Below are 19,525 nucleotides of genomic sequence, written 5' to 3' on the forward strand. Positions count from 1 at the left end.
TCGATCGTAGTCAGGCTCCGTCGGTCCGACCGTCAGTCCAAGAGCGGCACGGGCTGGGGCGGGGTCGGGCCGGTGTACCGGGCGGCCGGACGGATGATCTTCGAATCGGCGGCCTGTTCGAGGATGTTCGCGCTCCAGCCGACCACCCGGGCCGCGCAGAAGGTCGGGGTGAACATCTCGCGCGGCAGCCCGCACAGCTCCATGACCACCCCCGCGTAGAACTCCACGTTGGTGTGCAGCTCCCGGCCCGGCTTGAGTTCGGCGAGGATCTCCTCGACCTGGCGCTCGACCTCGACGGCGAAGTCCACGAGGGGGCCGCCGAACTGGAGGGCGATCTCGCGCAGCATGCGTGAGCGGGGGTCCTCGGTGCGGTAGACGGGGTGGCCGAAGCCCATGATCCGGTCGCCCGCCAGGACCCTTTCGCGGATCCAGGGCCCGATCCGGTCCACGGTGCCGATGGCGTCGAGGGTGTCCAGGGCCCGGCTGGGGGCGCCGCCGTGCAGCGGCCCGGAGAGCGCGCCGATCGCCCCGGTCAGACAGGCCGCGACGTCGGCGCCGGTCGAGGCGATCACGCGGGCGGTGAAGGTCGAGGCGTTGAAGCCGTGGTCGACGGTGGATATCAGGTACCGCTCGACCGCGCGGGCCGCGGCCGGGTCGGGCTCCCGGCCGGTCAGCATGTGGAGGTAGTTGGCCGCGTACGGGAGGTCGTCGCGCGGCTCCACCGGCTCCAGGCCCTGCCCCAGCCGGTGCAGGGCGGTCAGCAGGGTCGGTACGGCGGCGCAGGCGGCCAGCGCGTCGGCGGCCCGGCGGCCGGGGTCGAGGTCGTAGACCGGGCGGAAGCCGGCGGAGGCGCCGAGCAGCGAGAGCGCGGTGCGCAGCCCGGCGAGTGGGCCCGAGAGCCGGGTGGCCCGGGCCAGACCGGGCAGGGCGTCGCGCACCGGCGCGGGCAGCCGGCGCAGCGGGGCGGTCTCGGCGGCGAAGGCGGCCCGCTCGGCGGAGTCCGCCGGGAGCGTGCCGCGGAACATCAGGTGCCACACGTCCTCGAAGCTGCGGCCGGCGGCGAGTTCGACCGCCGAGTACTGGCGGTAGTGGTAGAAGCCCTCGCGGCCCCGGACGTCGCCCAGCTCGGTTTCTGTGACCACGACACCCGCGAGACCGCGGGGTACTTCGAAGGTGGTGTTCATGGATCGACCATCCATGATGGATTCAATCCTTGTCAATATTGATTAAATCAATACAACACTTCATCTGTAGGGTGTCCGTCATGAGCGACCAGACGGACGGCGGGCGCAGGCTCAGCACACAGGAGGCGGCGCGGGCCCTCGGGGTGAAACCGGCGACGGTGTACGCGTACGTCAGCCGGGGCCAGCTCACCAGCCGCCGCGATCCGGCCGGGCGGGGCAGCAGCTTCGACGCGGCCGAGGTCGAGGCCCTGGCCCGGCGGAGCCGGCGCGAGGCGGCGGCGCCCACCGGGGAACTCTCCGTCCGCACGGCGCTCACCCTCATCGAGCCCGACCGGTACTACTTCCGCGGCGTGGACGCCGTGGACCTGGCCTCGCGGTACCGCTACGAGGAGGTCGCCGAGTGGCTCTGGACGGGGACCGTCCCCCGGGGCGCCCGGTTCACCGCTCCCCCGGAGGCCCTGGCGGCGGCCCGCCGGGCCGTGGCCGCGCTGCCGGACCACGGCGGCCCCATCGACCGGCTGCGGGTCGCGGTCGCGGCCGCCGCGGTGGCGGACCCGCTGCGCTTCGACCTGTCCGAGGAGGCCGTACTCGGCTCCGCGCGCTGCCTGATTCCCACGCTGGTCGGCGCACTGCCCGCGGCGGGCCCCGCCCGGTGGGCCGGGGACGGCCGGATCGCCCGGCAGCTGTGGTCGCGCCTGACGACCCGCGAGCCGGACCCGGACGCGCTGGCCGTGCTGGACCTGGCGCTGGCGCTGCTGGTCGACCACGACCTGGCCGCCTCGACCCTGGCCGTACGGGTGGCCGCATCCGCGCGCGCCCACCCGTACGCGGCGGTGTCGGCCGGGCTCGGCGCACTCGAAGGGCCGCTGCACGGCGCGGCCGGGCGGCTCGCGCACCGGATGCTGGTGGAGGTGCTGGAGCAGGGCGGGGCCGCGCCGGTGGTGGCGGAGTACCTGCGGGCGGGACGCCGGGTCCCGGGCCTCGGCCACCGGCTCTACCAGGGTGAGGACCCGCGCGCGCGGGCGCTGTTCGCCCGGCTGGAAGGGCTGGAGCAGGCCGGGCCGGCGCTGGGTGCGGCACGCGAGGTGGCCTCGGTGATGGCCCGGCAGGGCGGGCTGCACCCCAATGTGGACCTGGCGCTGGCGGTGCTCACCGTGTCGTGCGGGATGCCGGCGGAGGCCGGGGAGACGGTCTTCGCCGTGGCCCGTACGGCGGGCTGGATCGCGCACGCCCTGGAGGAGTACCAGGAGCGGCCCCTGCGGATGCGCCCGAGCGGGCAGTACCACGGTCCCCGCCCGCCCCAGCCGATGCCCTGACGGGCTGCGGCCCGGCCCGCGGCCCGGCAGCACGGCCGGTTCACCGAGGACGCGGACGACCGGCCGGTTCACCGAGGACCCGGACGACCGGCCGGTCCGCCACGGTGAACCCGGAGGAGGGCGGCGGGGCGTCACGGTACGGCAGCGGCGCCGCGTACAGCTCCTCGGCGCCCGCCCGCCGAGTCCTGCTCGACGTGCAGGATCTCGACGACACCCACTTCACCAGCAGTGAGCCGTGGACACGGCCCTGCCATGACCGGAGTGGGGTACCCGACAAGTCGGGCGCAAATGTTCCGCTTGTGCCGAAGCCGACCTACCGTTACTGCCCATGCGGTTCCCCCTCATGAGCGCTCGGCGCCTCGGGCTGCCCAGACGGGCCGTCTCCCAGATCCTGCTGACCCAGCTGGCCATCGCCGCCGGGGTCCTCGTCCTGGCCACCGGACTGTTCCTGGCGCCGCTGAGCGCACAGCTCGACGACCAGGCCATGCGGCGCGCCCTGGCCATCGCGCAGAGCGCCGCGGCCGACCCCTCGCTGGCCGCCGGTCTCCTGGCGTCCGGGGCGTCCGAGGCGTCCGCGGACAGCCCGGTGCAGGCCTCGGCCGAGCGGATCCGCCGCGCCACCGGCGCCGAGTACGTCGTCGTCCTCGACCTGGACGGCATCCGCCGCTCGCACCCGAGCGCCGACCGGATCGGGCTGCCCGTCTCCACCGACCCGAGCGACGCCCTGGCGGGCCGCGAGGTCATGGAGATCGACGAGGGCACCCTGGGCCGCTCCGCACGGGGCAAGGTCCCGCTCGTCGCGGCCGACGGCGAGATCGTCGGCGCCGTCTCGGTCGGCATTGCCTACGACAGCGTCCGCGACCGGCTGCTCGGCGCCATCCCGGGACTGCTCGCCTACGCCGGCGGCGCCCTGGCGGTGGGCGCCCTCGCCGCCTACCTGCTCTCCCGCAGGATCCAGCGCCAGACCCGCGACCTGGCCTTCTCCGACATCGCCGGCCTGCTCGCCGAGCGCGAGGCGATGCTGCACTCCATCCGCGAAGGCGTGATCGCCCTCGCCCCGGACGGCCGGGTCCGGCTGGTCAACGACGAGGCCGCCCGCCTCCTGGGCCTCGCCCCGGACCCCGCCGGCACCTTCGCAGGACGCCCGCTCGACGACGTACTCGGCGCCGGCCGCACCGCCGACGTGCTGTCGGGCCGCGTCACCGGCCGCGACCTGCTCACCGTCCAGGACTCCCGCGTCCTGGTCGCCAACCGCATGCCCACCGAGGACGGCGGCGCCGTCGCCACCCTGCGCGACCGCACCGAACTGGAGCACCTGGGCCGCGAGCTGGACTCCACCCGGGGCCTGATCGACGCCCTGCGCGCCCAGGACCACGAGCACGCCAACCGCCTCCACACCCTCCTCGGCCTGCTGGAGCTGGGCCTGCACGAGGAGGCGGTGGAGTTCGTGACCGAGGTCGTCGGGGTGCACCGCACGACCGCCGAGCAGGTCACCGAGAAGGTCCACGACCCGCTGCTGGCCGCCCTTCTGGTGGGCAAGGCGACCGTCGCCGCCGAGCGCGGCGTCCCCTTGCGGCTGGCCGGGACCAGCCTCCTCCCCGACCGCCTGGTGGATCCCGGCGGCCTGGTCACGATCCTCGGCAATCTCGTCGACAACGCCCTGGACGCCGCCGCCGGTTCGACGGCGCCCCTGGTCGAGGTGGAGCTGCGCGCCGAAGGCCGTACCGCCGTGCTGCGGGTGCGCGACAGCGGCCCCGGGGTGCCTGCCGCGCGCCGCGAGGAAATCTTCACTGAGGGCTGGTCGACCAAACAGCCCCGGGCCCACCGCGAGCGCGGGCTGGGCCTCGCCCTCGTACGCCGCCTCGCGGAGCGGCAGGGCGGCAGCGCCCGGGCCGGTGAAGCAGCGGACGGAGGGGCGGAATTCTCCGTCGTACTTCCGGAGGCCCTGCGATGAACGAGACCCCGATCCACGTATTGGTCGTCGACGACGACATGCGTGTTGCCCGGATCAACGCGGCGTACGTCGCGAAGGTTCCCGGTTTCCTGGTGATGGCGCAGGCCCATTCGGCGTCAGAGGCCCTGGAGTTCCTCGGCACGCATCCGGTGGACCTGGTCCTCCTGGACCACTACCTCCCCGACGAGAACGGCCTGGACCTGGTCCGCCGCCTGCGCCAACTCGGCCACCGCACCGATGTGATCATGGTCACGGCAGCCCGCGACCTCGCCACCGTCCAGGCCGCCATGCGCCTGGGCGCCCTCCAGTACCTGGTCAAGCCCTTCACCTTCGCCGGGCTGCGCACCCGGCTGGAGGCGTACGGGGCCCTGCGCCGCACCCTGGACACGGGCGGCGAGGCCGAACAGGCCGAGGTGGACCGGATCTTCGGCGCCCTCGCCGCGGCAGGACCCGCGAACGAACTCCCCAAAGGCCACTCCCCCACCACCGCGGAGCTGGTCCGTCAGGTCCTGCTCTCCGCCGAAGGCCCCTTGTCCACCCAGCAGATCGCCGACCGCGCGGGCATCAGCCGCCAGACCGCCCAGCGCTACCTGAAGCTCCTCGAACGCACCGCCCGCGTCACCCTGGCCCTGCGCTACGGCGAGACCGGCCGCCCGGAGCACCGCTACACCTGGCTCCCGTCGGAGGGCCCGGCCTGACGGCGCTCAGACCGCTCCGGCGCCGGTCAGGGAGCGGACCTCCGTCTCCGCGTGCTTCGCCTCGTCCGGCTCCTCGCTCGAGGTGACCGTGCCCAGCCAGCCCGCCAGGAAGCCCAGCGGGATCGAGACGATGCCCGGGTTCTGGAGCGGGAAGTACTGGAAGTCGACTCCGGGGAAGAGGGATTCCGCGCTGCCCGACACCACCGGCGACACCAGCACCAGCAACACCGCCGGAACCAGGCCTCCGTACACCGACCAGACGGCTCCCCGCGTGGTGAAGTCGCGCCAGAAGAGCGAGTACAGCAGCACCGGCAGATTGGCGGAGGCCGCCACGGCGAAGGCCAGCCCCACCAGGAACGCCACATTGAGGTTCTGGGCGAGCAGCCCGAGGGCGATCGCCACCGCCCCGATGCCGACGGCCGCGACCCGGGCCACCGCGACCTCGCTGCGCTGCCTGGCGTGCCGGCGCTTGAGGGAGGCGTACAGATCGTGCGCGACCGAGGCCGACGAGGCCAGGGTGATGCCGGCCACCACGGCCAGGATGGTCGCGAAGGCGATGGCGGCGACAAAGGCGAACAGCACCGCGCCCCCGGTGGATCCGGCGCCCCCGCCGAGGAAGGCCGCGAGCAGGGGAACGGCCGTGTTCCCGGAGGCGTTGGAGGCCCTCACCTGGTCCGGGCCCACCAGCGCGGCCGCGCCGAACCCGAGCACGATGGTCATCAGGTAGAAGCCGCCGATCAGGGCGATCGCCCACACCACCGAGCGGCGGGCCGCCCGCGCGGTGGGCACGGTGTAGAACCGCGACAGGATGTGCGGCAGCCCTGCGGTCCCGAGGACCAGCGCGAGACCGAGGCTCATGAAGTCGAAGCGGGCGGTCCAGTCCCCGCCGTACTTGAGGCCGGGGGCCAGGAACGCCCGCCCGTGCCCACTGCGGTCGGCGGCCGTGGTGAGCAGCTGGTCGAAGTTCCCGTGGAAGCGCAGCAGCACGAGCACCGTCAGGGTGATCGCCCCGCCCATCAGCAGCACGGCCTTCACGATCTGGATCCAGGTGGTGGCCCGCATCCCGCCGAAGGACACGTAGACCACCATCAGCGCGCCCACCCCCACCACGGCGAGGGTCCGGGCGGTGGCGCTCGAACTCCCGAGCAGCAGACCGACCAGACTGGCCGCGCCGACCATCTGCGCGATGAGGTAGAGCACGGAGACGACGACCGAGGAGGTGCCGGCGGCGATCCGCACCGGGCGCTCGCTCATCCGGGCGGCGACGACGTCGGCGAGGGTGAAGCGCCCGCAGTTGCGGACCAGTTCGGCGACCAGGAAGAGGACCACCAGCCAGGCGACGAGGAATCCCACCGAGTAGAGCAGGCCGTCGTAGCCGAAGAGGGCGATCAGGCCGGAGATGCCGAGGAAGGAGGCGGCGGACATGTAGTCGCCGGCGATGGCGAAACCGTTCTCCATGGGGGAGAACAACCGCCCGCCGGCGTAGAACTCCTCGGCCGATCCGTGCCGGTTGCGGCTGACCCAGGTGGTGATGCCCAGGGTGACCGCGATGAAGACGCTGAACAGGATCAGCGCGAGGGTCTGGTGCTCGGTGCTCACCGGCCGGCCCCCCTCGCCCTGGCCCGCTCCTGGCCGCGTTCCTGCTCGAAGACGGTCCAGCGCAGGTCGAGCGCGGCGCGGTCCCGGCGCAGCCGCGCGTGCCGGGCGTAGGCCCAGGTCAGCAGGAAGGTGCTGAGGAACTGGCCGAGCCCCGCCAGCATGGCCACGTTGACCGCGCCCACCACGGGCCGGGCCATCACGCCGGGTGCGGCGGTGGCGGCGACCACGTAGGCGACGTACCAGAGGAAGAAACCGGCGGTCGCGGGGACGACGAACCTGCGGTAGCGGCGGCGCACCTCCTGAAAGGCGGCGCTGCGCTGCACTTCGAGGTAGATGTCGGATGCGCCGGGTGCGGGGCGGCCGCCGGGGGCCGGGCGTGGCGGGGACGTTTCCTCTCCCTCGCCCCAGCCGACGGCCAGCGCGTCGTACCAGGGGTCGTCCAGCCGGATCGTTCCGGCATCACGACCTTCGTGCTTGTCCACCGAACTCTCCTTGTCCGCCGCCGCATTGGCCGCGTGCCCACAAGGATGTGCGGAATGGGCGCTTTCCGGACTGGTGTACCGGTGCTCTTCACTCCAACAGGTGATGGGGCGAAGAGCACCGGTGTGCCGTGAGCCCTTCGGTGTCAGGTGCCGCCGGCGCCGGCGGCAGCACCCGGATCAGGCGTCGATGCGCGAGCGGTCCAGGGTCGCCGCGGAGCTCGTGATGAACTCCTTGCGCGGGGCCACCTCATTGCCCATGAGCAGGTCGAAGACCTGCTCGGCCGAGTCCAGGTCGCCGATGTTGATCCGGCGCAGGGTACGGAACCGGGGGTCCATGGTGGTCTCCGCCAGCTGGTCCGCGTCCATCTCGCCGAGGCCCTTGTAGCGCTGGATCGAGTCCTTGTACCGGATGTTCTTGCGCTGGTACTCCAAAAGGGCCTGGCGCAGCTCGTTGTCCGAGTACGTGTAGACGTACTTGTCCTGGCCCTTCTTCGGCTGGACCAGCTCGATCCGGTGCAGCGGCGGCACGGCCGCGAAGACCCGGCCGGCCTCGACCATCGGCCGCATGTACCGCTGGAAGAGCGTGAGCAGCAGGCAGCGGATGTGCGCGCCGTCCACGTCGGCGTCGACGAGCAGCACGATCTTGCCGTACCGGGCGGCGTCGATGTCGAAGGTCCGGCCCGAGCCGGCTCCTATGACCTGGATGATCGCCCCGCACTCGGCGTTCTTGAGCATGTCCGAGATCGAGGACTTCTGGACGTTGAGGATCTTGCCGCGGATGGGCAGGAGCGCCTGGAACTCCGAATTCCGGGCGAGCTTCGCGGTGCCGAGGGCCGAGTCGCCCTCGACGATGAAGAGCTCGCTGCGCTCCACGTCGTCGCTGCGGCAGTCGGCCAGCTTCGCGGGGAGCGAGGAGGTCTCCAGCGCGGTCTTGCGGCGCTGCGCCTCCTTGTGCTGACGGGCCGCGATCCTGGTCCGGGCGGCCGCGACGATCTTCTCCATCACGGCGCGGGCCTGCTGCTTGTCGTCGCGCTTGCTGGAGGTCAGGAAGGCCTTGAGCTCCTTGGCGACCACGGCCGCGACGATCCGGGTGGCCGCCGAGGTGCCGAGGACCTCCTTGGTCTGGCCCTCGAACTGCGGCTCGGCGAGGCGGACGGTGACGACGGCCGTCATGCCCTCCATCGCGTCGTCCTTGACCACGTCGTCCTCGGCGACGCGCAGCAGCTTGGCCGAGCGCAGCACCTCGTTCACGGTCTTGGCGATCGAGCGCTCGAAGCCGGAGACGTGGGTGCCGCCCTTGGGGGTGGCGATGATGTTCACGAAGGACTTGACGTTGGTCTCGTACCCCGTGCCCCAGCGCAGGGCGATGTCCACGCCGAGCTCGCGGGTGACCTCGGTGGGGGTCATGTGGCCGCGGTCGTCGAGGACCGGGACGGTCTCCTTGAAGGTGCCCGTGCCGGTCAGGCGCAGCACGTCGCAGACGGCCTTGTCCTGGGCGAGGTACTCACAGAATTCGCTGATGCCGCCGTCGAAGCGGAAGGTCTCCTCGGTCTTGCCGGCCCCGTCGATGCCCCGCTCGTCGCGGACGACCAGGGTCAGGCCGGGAACGAGGAAGGCGGTCTGGCGGGCGCGCTGGTAGAGCGTCTCCAGATTGAGGCGGGCGTCCTTGAGGAAGATCTGGCGGTCGGCCCAGTAGCGGACCCGGGTGCCGGTCTTGCCCTTGGTGACGCGCTTGATCTTGCGCAGGCCGTTCGCCGGGTCGAAGGGGCTTTCGGCGCCCTGCTCGGTGAACATGCCGGGGACGCCGCGGCGGAAGCTGATGGCGTGCGTCGCGCTGTTGCGGTCGACCTCGACGTCCAGGCGGGCGGACAGGGCGTTGACCACGGAGGCGCCGACGCCGTGCAGGCCGCCGGAGGCCGCGTACGAGCCGCCGCCGAACTTGCCGCCGGCGTGCAGCTTGGTCATGACGACCTCGATGCCGGACAGGCCGGTCTTGGGCTCGACGTCCACGGGGATGCCGCGGCCGTTGTCCCGGACCTCGACGGAGGCGTCCTCGTGGAGGATCACCTCGATGTGGTCGCAGTAGCCGCCCAGGGCCTCGTCGACGGAATTGTCGATGATCTCCCACAGGCAGTGCATCAGGCCTCGACTGTCGGTCGAGCCGATATACATGCCGGGGCGCTTGCGGACGGCCTCCAGCCCTTCGAGGACGAGCAGGTGCCGCGCGGTGTAGTTGGAACCGTCCCGGTCTGCTCCGGACAGCAGCGCGCTGGAAGGCACGGACGTGTCGGCGGTCACGCAGTTCGCTCCTCGCTGAATTTCTTTTCTGGCCCTGTCGGGCGCAGGGGTGGCTCGGTTGCCGGTCGAAGGGTACCGAGGCCAGGTAGAGCCGATGCAACGCCACCCTCGCGCGTTCCTCAGCCTAGTCCAGATCCGCACGGCTGTTCGATCCCCCGGTCGGGTGAAGGAAACATCACGTTCCCTTCCGCGCATGAACCATTTAGGGTTCGGGCACGTCCTCATGAACAACCTGGCACTGACGCCAGCGAGGATGGAACTGCAACAAGCGCACGACTGACAACGCGAAACCGTAAAGCAACGCAATACGGCTCCTTCGCCGCCAACCGGCAACAGCCGGCCAGCTTCGGAAGGAAGTTTCGAGGAAAAGCCGCGAGCGGGAACGTTTTCGGCCTGGTTGGATGTTGACCCTGGTACGACAGCTCGTCGAGCTAGAGAAGAGGCGACGTGACTACTGTTCTGACACCCGCGACCCCGCTGACGGCCGCTGACCGATGCGACCGTTGCGGCGCCCAGGCATATCTGCGCGTCGTCCTGCTGAGCGGCGGTGAACTGCTCTTCTGCGCCCACCACGGTCGCAAGTTCGAGCCGGAACTCAAGAAGATCGCCGCGGAAATACAGGATGAGACCGAGCGGCTTACGCCCGCTCCGGCTGCGAATGCCGCCGAACCCGAGGACCGCTGACACAGGCCTGCACCTCGCATCCGACGAGCCAGGACCGGCCAGGCCGGTCGACGGGCGGCACCCCTGAGACCCAGGGGTGCCGCCCGTCCTCACGTCCTGCGCCCGCCCGTCCTCGGGGACGGACGGCCGTACGGACCTCTCGGAGGGCGCCCGGACGGCGTCCGCGAGCGTCCGCCGCCGAGGCCGGACACTCGCTAGCCCATGCGATACCCCTGCACGGGCCCTGCGCCAGGCCCGGAGCCCCTCCGGGCCTGTCCTGCGCCGTCCTGGACCCCGCCGGGCTGCGCGCCGCTCTCCGGGGCCGTCACGAAGCCGGCCAGCGGGGCGATGCGCGTGTACACCCCCGGACTGTCGGCGCGCCCACAGCCCCGCCCCCACGAGACCAGCCCGATGAGCCGGCCCTGCGCGACCAGCGGCCCGCCGCTGTCACCCTGGCAGGCGTCCTTGCCGCCTCCGCTGTCCCCGGCGCACACCATGGATTCGGCGCGGTACTGCCCGTCCGCGTCCCCGGGGTAGGCGCTCCCGCAGACCTCGTCCGCGAAGACGGTCACCGGCGCGGCACGCAGCGCATACGCGTAGTCACCAAAACCGCTCGTGTCGCCCCAGCCGTACACGGCTGCCTCGGTCCCCGCGGCGTAGGCGGAATGCCCCGCCTCGGCCATGGGGAGCACGTAGTGCGCCGGAACGGACTCGGTCAGTTCCAGTACGGCCAGGTCCCCCGCGTTGCTCGCCGGGTCGTAGTCCGGGTTCACCCGGGCCCCGCTCACCGCGATCTCCCGGCCGTCGGTCGCCCGGAGCTCCGTACGGCCGGCGATCACCCGGAAGTCGGGCACGGATTCGACCGGGCCGCCCAATACCTGGTGGCCCAGGCAGTGCGCCGCGGTCAACACCTTGGTCGGGGCCACGATGACGCCCCCGCAGAACTGTCCGCCCCGCGTACCCCCGAATCGGTCACGGCTGGCCAGGGCTACCACCCAGGGGCTGTCGGCCACCCTCACCGGCTTGCCACCGATCACCACGCTGTCCGCGGCCGCCTGCGGCATCTGGGCGAGCGGCGCCGCGGCCGCTCCCGCCGCCAGGGTCAGCGCGCCCGCCAGAGCACGGGCAAAGGGACGACGCATGAGGCCTCCTGACTCCGAGTGTGCATGACTCCACCCAGAGTGGGATGCCCGGTGGCCGCGCGCACCCGCGCGGCCACCGCTGCCGCCCTCGCCGTCGTGACCTTTGCGTCGCCGTCGAGACCCTGCCCGGTCAGTCCAGGTAGTCGCGCAGCACCTGGGACCGGGACGGGTGGCGCAGCTTCGACATCGTCTTCGACTCGATCTGGCGGATCCGCTCGCGCGTGACCCCGTAGACCTTGCCGATCTCGTCGAGCGTCTTGGGCTGGCCGTCCGTGAGGCCGAAGCGCATCGAGACCACGCCGGCCTCGCGCTCGCTCAGGGTGTCGAGCACCGAGTGCAGCTGCTCCTGCAGGAGCGTGAAGCTGACGGCGTCGGCCGGAACGACGGCCTCGGAGTCCTCGATCAGGTCACCGAACTCGCTGTCGCCGTCCTCGCCGAGCGGCGTGTGCAGGGAGATCGGCTCGCGGCCGTACTTCTGGACCTCGATGACCTTCTCGGGGGTCATGTCGAGTTCCTTGGCCAGCTCCTCCGGGGTGGGCTCGCGGCCCAGGTCCTGGAGCATCTGGCGCTGCACGCGGGCGAGCTTGTTGATGACCTCGACCATGTGCACCGGGATGCGGATGGTGCGGGCCTGGTCGGCCATGGCGCGCGTGATCGCCTGCCGGATCCACCACGTGGCGTAGGTCGAGAACTTGTAGCCCTTGGTGTAGTCGAACTTCTCGACCGCGCGGATGAGACCCAGGTTGCCCTCCTGGATCAGGTCCAGGAAGAGCATGCCGCGGCCGGTGTAGCGCTTGGCGAGGGAGACCACGAGGCGGAGGTTGGCTTCCAGCAGGTGGTTCTTCGCCCGGCGGCCGTCCTCGGCGATGATCTCCAGCTCGCGCTTGAGCTTGGGCGCCAGCTTGTCGGAGTTCGCCAGCTTGTCCTCGGCGAACAGGCCCGCCTCGATGCGCTTGGCGAGCTCCACCTCCTGCTCGGCGTTGAGGAGGGGGACCTTGCCGATCTGCTTGAGGTAGTCCTTGACCGGGTCGGCGGTGGCGCCGGCGACCACGACCTGCTGGGCGGGGGCGTCGTCCTCGTCGTCGGAGATGACGAAGCCCTTGTTCTCGCCGCCCTCCTCCTCTTCGTCGGCCTCGGCCTTGGCGGCGTCGGGACCCTCGTCCCGGGTCTCCTCGTCGCCGGCGTCGGAGTCCTTCTTGGAGGCGGTCTTCTTCGCCGCCGTCTTCTTGGCGGCGGTCTTCTTGGCGGGTGCGGCCTTCTTCGCCGCCGTCTTCTTCGCCGCCGTCTTCTTGGCGGCGGGCTCCGTTCCGGGCTCCTGCGCGAGGGCGTCCGCGGTCTCCGGGTCCGTCGTCTCGCCTGCCGGGACCACGGTGGCCGAGGTGGCTGCGGGCTGCGCTGCCGTCGTCTTGGCCGCGACGGTCTTGGTGGCCGTCCGCTTGGCCGGGCTCTTCGCTGCGACGCTCTTGCGGGTGGTGCGCTTGGGCGACTCCGCGGCACTGACCATCAGCGTCACACCCTCTTCCTCGAGGATCTGGTTGAGGCTGCGCAGAACATTCTTCCACTGGGTCGCAGGAATCTGGTCAGCCTCGAAGGCCCGACGCACGTCATCGCCGGCGATCTGCCCCTCGGCCTTGCCCCGCTCGATGAGCGCCATCACAGACTCGGAATCGGCGATCTCCGACGGGAGCGTACGGGATGTGCTGGCCGACACGAACAACCTCTCGGAACGATGGAAACGGCTTCCGACCCCGGCCTGGTGGTGCTGGACCGGAGCCGACGACCACCGACCGGGGTTGGGCCGGCGGCGCGGGCAGGGGCCGGGGAGCTGCACAGCACCCCCAAGGGCTGCTGTCTTCCCTCCGTCGGCCATCACCTCTTAGGTCATCGCGAAACCTCGCGGAGCGTTACGCCCAATCTTCGTGGCCCGAGTCACACCCCGTATGCACGAATGCCGGTCATAGGGTCGTACCGGCCGTTCCGGCGAGGCCGAAACCCCTGCAGAACGGCGCCCCACACGGGTGTCGCCGGACCCGACCGGGCCCGGCGACACCTCGTACACCCCCGCGCCCCCGCGACGCGTCCGCCCGTCAGTGCTCGCGCGGGGCGGGAACCACGCGCTCGACCTCCGGATGAACCGTCAGGAGCTGGCGCATGGCATTCTCGGCGCCGATCGCGTCGCCTGCGGCAAGGGCCTCGACCATCCGGGCGTGGTGGGCGACGCAGGTCTCGCTCGGACGGTCGCAGGCGGTGATCGGGCTGCCGGAGACCTGGAGCGCGGCGGAGACGATGCCGGAGAGGTGCTCCAGCATGCGGTTGCCGGCGACCTGGATGAGCAGCGCGTGGAACTCGTTGTCGGCGCGCGCGAAGGTGATCGAGTCGCCCTGGCCGAGGGCGTGGCCCATGATCTCGACCATGTCGGCGAGGCGCTGCTGGATGTCCGGACGGCCGTGGCCGGCGGCGAGGCGGGCGGCGAGCGGTTCGATGGTCCAGCGGAGCTCACCCAGCTCGCGGCGCTGGTCGTCGCGCTGCGGGCCGAAGGCGCGCCACTCGATGATGTCGGGGTCGAGCAGGTTCCAGTCGGCGACCGGACGGACCCGGGTGCCGACGTTGGGGCGGGCGCTGACGAGGCCCTTGGCCTCCAGGACCCGCAGCGATTCGCGGACGACCGTGCGGGAGACCTCGAAGCGCTGGCCGATCTCCTCGGGGACCAGCGGGCGGTCCGCGCCGAGGTCGCCGGAGACGATCATCTGGCCGAGTTGCTGGACGAGTTGGCCGTGCAGGCCGCGGCCGCGACTGCCTGCGGCGCGGCGGCCCACGCGGCTCAACTCGACGTCGGCGCCGTCCCAGTGGGGCGCTCCGACGCGGTCGGACCCGGGGGCCTCCGCGTAGGGGTAGCGGTCGAGTTCGCCCGGGCCGGCGAGGCCGGAGTCGGCGTGGCGGGCGGCGGTCATCATGGTGTGCGCAAGGGTACTCACGAATCCTTTGTCGGCCTTGCCTCCATGACCCTTGAGGTCTTTGGTGAAAAGCACACGAAAGGGTGATCGGTGCCACCTACGCAATTGACGACTTATCGTAAAGAACCGGGCCTTTTGCGGGGAGTTGCGGTCCGCTTGACGCGACACGGACGGCAACGGTCCCGTCCGTGACTTCTCCCGCACCGGAACGATCACCAACGGACCCGGCTGCGCAGTCCGGTGAACCCATAGGCGCACAACAGGACCATCAGCGACAACACCAGTGCGGTCCCGACGGGTTGGGTCATCACCCGTAGGGCCCCCACGAGCAGGCGGTCCGCCTCCGGCGGCCACTGCACCCAGGTCAGGCCCCGCAGCCGGGGCCCGAGTCCGGTCACCGGGTACGCGGACGAGCCCTCCAGCGCCCGGCGCACCAGCGGTACGACCACCACCGGTACGGCGAGCACCGCGGCCAGACCCGCGGTGGCGGACCGGAAGACACCGGAGGCCAGTACGCCGGCCCAGGCGCAGCCGATCAGCAGCCCGGCCCAACTCGCGGCCGGGGAGAGCCACTCCTTCGGCGTGCGCAGCGGTCCGCTGTCGAAGACCAGTGCCAGGGCCGCGGCGTCGGCCGCCGCGACCAGGGCGCCGAGCAGCAGGGCCAGCGCGGCGCTCATGCCGAGCTTGGCGATGAGCAGCCCCAGTCGGCGGGGCACGGTGCCGCGGTCGGCGGCGAGTGCGGGGTAGCGGTACTCCTCGCCGAAGGCCAGCGCGCCGAGCAGTCCCGCCCCCAGGGCGGCGGGCGGCAGCGGCAGCAGCTCGGGCCAGGCGGCGAGCAGCCGGTTCTGCGGGGTCTGTCCGAGCCGGGCCAGCACCAGGGCGGTGAGGACGGACACGGCGACGACGAGGGCGGCGGTGAGGACGGGGGTCGCGGTGCCGAAGACCCGGAGCGACTCGTAGCGCAGCGGCCGCAGCGGCCCGCCCACACGGCGCACGGCCGAGGCCGGCCGCCGGGAGCGGGCATCGCGGGGCCGGCCGCCGGAGGGCCCGTCGGAGGCCCCGGTGGAGGCCTCCGCGGCCTCCGCGGGGTTTCGGGCGGCGGTGCGGGCGTGCGGTACCGGCGCCGTCGGCGTGCCGGCGTCGCCGGTCTCGTCGGCGAGCTGGTGGACCAGCACGCCGTGCCGGAACGCCGCCTCGCCGACCTCGGCGCAGTTGCTTCCGTACACCGACAGGCGACTGCCGCTCTCCTCGACGATCTCCACCGAGCGCTGGGCCGCCCGGGCCTCCCGGCCCAGTACGTCGGCCAGCCGGGCCGCGTGCGGGGTGCGCACGGCGACCCGCGGGCGCAGCCGGGTCCGGGCGAACTCGGCGGCGTCCTGGTCGGCGACGAGCCGGCCCGCCTCGATGCTGACGACCCGGTCGGCGCTGCGGGCGGCCTCCTTGGCGTCGTCGGTGGTGAAGAGCACCGCTCCGCCGAGGGAGGCGTGACCGCGCAGCAGCCCGTGCAGCCAGCCGCGTTCGCGGGGGGACAGCCCGGCACCGGGCTCGTCCAGGAGCAGGGTGCACGGATCGGCGAGCAGCGCCGAGGCCAGCGCGACCCGGCGCTCCATGCCGAGCGACAGGGAGCCGAGCCGCTGGTCCCGAAGGCCCCCGATGCCGACGACCTCGAGCATGATGTCGGCCCGGGAGGCCGGCACCCCGGCGGCGGCGCACAGCATCCGCAGCTGGTTGCGGACGGTCCGCGCCGGGTTGCCGGGCACGTCGCCGAGCAGCACGCCGACCTCACGGCCGGGGTGGGGGATCCGGTGCAGCGGGCGGCCGCGGAAGTAGGTGACGCCGCGGCCCGGTTCGAGTTCGAGCATGAGCCGCAGCGCGGTGGTCTTGCCCGATCCCGGCTCGCCGAGCAGGGCGGTCACGTGTCCCGGGCGGGCCTCGAAGGTGAGGTCGTCCACGCGGGGCGGGGTGTTGGGGCGGTGGTTGCTAGTGAGTCCGATGGCCTGGAGCATCGCTTCTCTCGCGGGGGGGGTGAGACCGCTCTGCGGCAGGGTGAATACCGCAAGCAAGATAACGCGATATGTCCGATTTAAGGCGCAACCGGTCCGATGGGATGCCGATACTGCCGCCGCACCCGGCACGGATGGCGGGCTCGGGCCCGGCGCCCGGCCCACTGCCCCGGCCCGCGCCGCCGCGCTCGCGGCAGTCCCGGTGTCAGACTTCCGGGCGCAGCATCGGCGGGTTGAGCAGGGTGGCACCGCCCGCGCGGAACAACTGGGCCGGGCGTCCGCCCTGACGGGTCGTCGTCCCTCCGGCCGGCACCAGGAATCCAGGGGTACCGGTGACCTTGCGGTGGAAGTTGCGCGGGTCGAGGGCAACGCCCCAGACGGCCTCGTAGACCCGGCGCAGCTCGCCGACGGTGAACTCGGGCGGGCAGAAGGCGGTGGCCAGCGAGGAGTACTCGATCTTCGATCGGGCCCGCTCCACACCGTCGGCGAGGATCGTGGCGTGGTCGAAGGCGAGCCCCGTGGAGGCCTCGCCGGTGGCGGCCAGCACCTCGTCGACCGGGGCCCAGCGCGCGCTGTTGGCATCGCCCCCGGCCCGGGGCGCCGGCAGGTCCGGAGCCAGCACCAGGTGCGCCACGCTGACGACACGCATCCGCGGATCACGCTTCGGATCACCGTAGGTGGCCAGCTGTTCGAGGTGCGCCCCGTTGCCCGCGCCGGGCAGTGCGGGGTCGTGCGCGCAGAGGCCGGTCTCCTCGGAGAGCTCCCTGGCGGCGGCAGCCGCCAGGTCTTCGTCCCCGCGGACGAATCCGCCGGGCAGCGCCCAGCGCCCCTGGAACGGCTGCTCACCCCGCCGGACGACCAGCGCGCAGAGCGCGTGGCGCCGCACGGTGAGCACGACCAGGTCGACGGTGACGGCAAAGGGCGGATAGGCCGACGGGTCGTAGGGCGACATGCCGCGATCATAGTCGTCTGCCTGACGATAAACAGCGCTTTGGTGACCTTGAAGGCACTGTTCCGGCGGCTGGGTCCCTCTTGCCGGTCGGGCTGCCCCGCCTGATCGGCAGGGCGGCCCTCAGCCTCCCAGCTGGAGCACATCGGCTGCCTCCTCCACCATGCCGAGGCCGAGCCTGCTGATCCGTACGGCGAAGGGCTCCCCCGACACCCGCAGGCCCGAGAGCCGGAGCGCGCCGAGGGGGGCGCCGGGGAGGGGTGCGAGGGCGACCGTGCCCAAGGGCGCGTCGGGCCGGATTCCGGCGAGGGCGGTCAGCGCGTGGATCCCGGCCGCCGCGGCCACCGCGGCGGGGCGGCAGGCCGCCGGGTGCGGGACGGGGGCGCTGCCCGCGGTGCGCTGTTCGGCCGCGAACATCTCCGGCAGCCGGTACCCGAAGGTCTCCGCCGCGTCCAGCAGGCCTCTGAGCAGGCCCGCGGCCTCCTTGTCGAAGCCCGCCTGGGCCAGGCCGGCCACGGCCACGGCGCTCTCGTACGCCCGCACCGCGCCGGAGCGGTGGCCGAACGGGTTGTGCCCCGGCTCCTTGACGGCCATGCTCCGCAGCCCCCATCCGGAATCCATGGCGGGGGCTCCGAGCAGCCGTGCCAGCTGCTCGGCGCGGGTCCGGTCGAGGAGTCCGGGCGCGAGCCGACCACCGCCGAGCAGTCCGGTGTCGAGCAGGTGGGCCGCGGCTCCCGTCAGCCGCGGCAGCGGCCGTCCGTCGGGATGCAGGGCCGAAGCGGGCCGGCCGCCGTCGGGGCCGTCGATCCAGAAGCCGGCCCGGAACCGCTCGCGCAACGCGTCCGCCCGCTCCCGCCACTCCTCGGCGCCGGGCCTCCCGCATCCGGCGAGGAGGTCGGCGCCGAGCACGGCGGCCCGGTGTGCGTGGGCCTGGGTCTCGCAGCGCCGCGGTCCCGGGTCGGGATCGGCCAGGAAACCGTCCTCGCCCAGAGCGCCGCGCAGCCAGTCGAGGCACCGCTCGGCGGCCGGGAGCAGTCGGGCCACCTCCTCTTCCGGCATGCCCCAGAGCCGGGCTTCGGCGAGCACCACGGGGAAGGCCAGGGTGGCCTCCGTTCCGGTGCACGCCGGCGGGAGTTGCGGGCCCGCTCCGCGCATCGGCCCGGGGATCTTCCCGGCGTCGGGACCGTGTCCGTCGGTCTGTGTCCGGGCGAGGACGCGCAGGGTGGCCGCGGCGAGACCGGTGCCGAGCGGCAGCGCCATCCTGGCGGCCCAGAGCGACTCCGCCGGGGCCAGGCCCAGCCGCCACGGCACCCCCGCGGCCGCGAAGGCGTCGCCCGGCTCCTCGGGGTCCCTCAGGAGCAGCGCGCCCAGGTCCTCGACGCTGGTCCGGAACCACGCCTCGACCCTCGGGTCGTCCCCTTCGGCCCGGGCATCGGCCAGCGGGTTCGCCACTTGTCCGGCGGGCGCCCGCGACACCCGGTCCTGTGTGGTCCGGAGCTCGATGGTGCGGGACTCACCGGGGCCCAGCTCGAGCTGCCAGCGCAGCAGCCCCGCCGAGGCCAGCGCGTCGTCCGGCGGCGGCTCGGCGGCGGTGACCGCCTGCGCCTCGCCGGTGCTCCAGCGCAGCCCGGCGGCGTGTACCCCGGCGGGCAGCTCCGGCCCGGACCGGCCGGCGGCGACTGCGGCGAGCTCCGCCAGATCGGTGCCGAGCAGGACCTCCACGGGGAGCCGTACCGGCCGGGTCGTGAAACTGCGCAGGGTGATCCGCTCGGTGCCGTCCGCGTGCCGGACCCGTTCCACACCGATGTCCGGGTCGGGGCCGGGCTCGGCACCGGTGCGCACGGTCGCGGTGAATGCGGCCCGGTCGGCGCCGAGGCTGCGTCCCTGGACGGCGACCGGGTCCCGGCCGCCGACGCGCAGCACGCAGCGGGAGAGCAGTCGCCGCCCGGAGCGGTAGATCCCGTCGATCCCCCGTCCGGTCAGCTGGCCGTGCTCCGGCGAGATGACCAGACAGGGTGCGGCGACGCAGATGACGGCGCCGTGCACGGGCGGCAGTTCGGGCCGGCGGGCGGCGGGCACGCCGGGCGGGTGGGGAGGTGCGGGGTGAGACATGTGTCGCCTTGTCTGCGCTCCGGTCGGTTCACCTGGGCGGCGTGGCCGGGCCCGCACCACCCCCCAGCTGAACGCCCCCACCCCTGCCGGGGTCACGGCCCCCGCCGCCGACCGGGCGCACCCGGGGCGGAGCGTGCGCCGCGATGCCAGGCCCAGGGCGGTCCGGAGAAG

14 protein-coding genes are annotated in these 19,525 nt (G+C 72.8%); 4 read left to right on the top strand and 10 right to left on the bottom strand.

What is annotated here, in order from left to right; all coding sequences use genetic code 11:
- Positions 1-32 precede the first annotated feature (32 nt).
- Complete coding sequence (locus OG534_RS09215) at positions 33-1,199, bottom strand: citrate synthase/methylcitrate synthase (RefSeq protein ID WP_326587600.1); 1,167 nt, start codon at positions 1,197-1,199, stop codon at positions 33-35.
- 65 nt (positions 1,200-1,264) lie between these two features.
- Here OG534_RS09215 and OG534_RS09220 point away from each other — a divergent pair, with 65 nt between their 5' ends.
- The 3 genes from OG534_RS09220 (at position 1,265) to OG534_RS09230 (ending at position 5,152) form a co-directional block, all read left to right on the top strand.
- Positions 1,265-2,500: a citrate synthase gene (locus OG534_RS09220; protein ID WP_326587601.1), complete on the top strand. Its 1,236-nt coding sequence runs from the start codon at positions 1,265-1,267 to the stop codon at positions 2,498-2,500.
- A gap of 343 nt (positions 2,501-2,843) precedes the next feature.
- A complete protein-coding gene (locus OG534_RS09225; protein WP_326587602.1) occupies positions 2,844-4,454 on the top strand; it encodes a sensor histidine kinase in 1,611 nt (536 codons plus the stop codon).
- Positions 4,451-5,152 carry a response regulator gene (locus OG534_RS09230; RefSeq protein WP_326587603.1) on the top strand — a complete coding sequence of 234 codons (702 nt, stop codon included), beginning with the start codon at positions 4,451-4,453 and terminating at the stop codon, positions 5,150-5,152. The genes OG534_RS09225 and OG534_RS09230 overlap by 4 nt, the downstream gene beginning before the upstream one ends.
- 6 nt (positions 5,153-5,158) lie before the next feature.
- Here OG534_RS09230 and OG534_RS09235 read toward each other — a convergent pair whose 3' ends face one another.
- The 3 genes from OG534_RS09235 to OG534_RS09245 form a co-directional block, all read right to left on the bottom strand.
- Positions 5,159-6,751, bottom strand: coding sequence for a solute symporter family protein (locus OG534_RS09235; protein ID WP_326587604.1), 1,593 nt, complete (start codon positions 6,749-6,751; stop codon positions 5,159-5,161).
- Entirely contained in the window at positions 6,748-7,233 is a 486-nt protein-coding gene (locus OG534_RS09240; protein ID WP_326587605.1) for a DUF485 domain-containing protein, read from the bottom strand. Before OG534_RS09240 ends, OG534_RS09235 begins: the two co-directional genes overlap by 4 nt.
- Before the next feature lie 177 nt (positions 7,234-7,410).
- Positions 7,411-9,531: a DNA gyrase/topoisomerase IV subunit B gene (locus OG534_RS09245; RefSeq protein WP_326587606.1), complete on the bottom strand. Its 2,121-nt coding sequence runs from the start codon at positions 9,529-9,531 to the stop codon at positions 7,411-7,413.
- Between the two features lie 447 nt (positions 9,532-9,978).
- On the opposite strand from OG534_RS09245, the gene OG534_RS09250 reads away from it, so the two are divergent.
- Positions 9,979-10,215, top strand: a complete 237-nt coding sequence (locus tag OG534_RS09250; protein WP_326587607.1) for a DUF7455 domain-containing protein — start codon at positions 9,979-9,981, stop codon at positions 10,213-10,215.
- Positions 10,216-10,409: 194 nt separating this feature from the next.
- On the opposite strand, the gene OG534_RS09255 is transcribed toward OG534_RS09250, so the two are convergent.
- The 6 genes from OG534_RS09255 to OG534_RS09280 form a co-directional block, all read right to left on the bottom strand.
- Complete coding sequence (locus OG534_RS09255) at positions 10,410-11,336, bottom strand: serine protease (protein ID WP_326587608.1); 927 nt, start codon at positions 11,334-11,336, stop codon at positions 10,410-10,412.
- 130 nt (positions 11,337-11,466) lie between these two features.
- A complete protein-coding gene (locus tag OG534_RS09260; protein ID WP_326587609.1) occupies positions 11,467-13,047 on the bottom strand; it encodes an RNA polymerase sigma factor in 1,581 nt (526 codons plus the stop codon).
- Positions 13,048-13,423: 376 nt separating this feature from the next.
- The gene (locus OG534_RS09265) at positions 13,424-14,365 is read right to left on the bottom strand and encodes a FadR/GntR family transcriptional regulator (protein WP_326587610.1); all 942 of its coding nucleotides are present in this window, start codon (positions 14,363-14,365) and stop codon (positions 13,424-13,426) included.
- A 137-nt stretch (positions 14,366-14,502) separates the two neighbouring features.
- On the bottom strand, positions 14,503-16,296 hold the full coding sequence (locus tag OG534_RS09270; RefSeq protein WP_326587611.1) for an ABC transporter ATP-binding protein: 1,794 nt from the start codon (positions 16,294-16,296) through the stop codon (positions 14,503-14,505).
- Between the two features lie 202 nt (positions 16,297-16,498).
- Entirely contained in the window at positions 16,499-17,245 is a 747-nt protein-coding gene (locus tag OG534_RS09275) for an NUDIX hydrolase (protein ID WP_326587612.1), read from the bottom strand.
- A gap of 120 nt (positions 17,246-17,365) precedes the next feature.
- Positions 17,366-19,354: a glycogen debranching N-terminal domain-containing protein gene (locus OG534_RS09280; RefSeq protein ID WP_326587613.1), complete on the bottom strand. Its 1,989-nt coding sequence runs from the start codon at positions 19,352-19,354 to the stop codon at positions 17,366-17,368.
- Between the last annotated feature and the right edge of the window lie 171 nt (positions 19,355-19,525).

The organism is Streptomyces sp. NBC_01294, from assembly GCF_035917235.1.
In the GTDB taxonomy this organism is placed as follows: Bacteria; Actinomycetota; Actinomycetes; order Streptomycetales; family Streptomycetaceae; genus Streptomyces; species Streptomyces caledonius.

Excerpts from the sequence above, each read along its gene's own strand:
- OG534_RS09215 (WP_326587600.1), bottom strand. The coding sequence starts at position 1,199 with ATGGATGGTCGATCCATGAACACCACCTTCGAAGTACCCCGCGGTCTC.
- OG534_RS09220 (WP_326587601.1), top strand. The coding sequence starts at position 1,265 with ATGAGCGACCAGACGGACGGCGGGCGCAGGCTCAGCACACAGGAGGCG.
- OG534_RS09225 (WP_326587602.1), top strand. The coding sequence starts at position 2,844 with ATGAGCGCTCGGCGCCTCGGGCTGCCCAGACGGGCCGTCTCCCAGATC.
- OG534_RS09230 (WP_326587603.1), top strand. The coding sequence starts at position 4,451 with ATGAACGAGACCCCGATCCACGTATTGGTCGTCGACGACGACATGCGT.
- OG534_RS09255 (WP_326587608.1), bottom strand. The coding sequence starts at position 11,336 with ATGCGTCGTCCCTTTGCCCGTGCTCTGGCGGGCGCGCTGACCCTGGCG.
- OG534_RS09270 (WP_326587611.1), bottom strand. The coding sequence starts at position 16,296 with ATGCTCCAGGCCATCGGACTCACTAGCAACCACCGCCCCAACACCCCG.
- OG534_RS09275 (WP_326587612.1), bottom strand. The coding sequence starts at position 17,245 with ATGTCGCCCTACGACCCGTCGGCCTATCCGCCCTTTGCCGTCACCGTC.
- OG534_RS09280 (WP_326587613.1), bottom strand. The coding sequence starts at position 19,354 with ATGTCTCACCCCGCACCTCCCCACCCGCCCGGCGTGCCCGCCGCCCGC.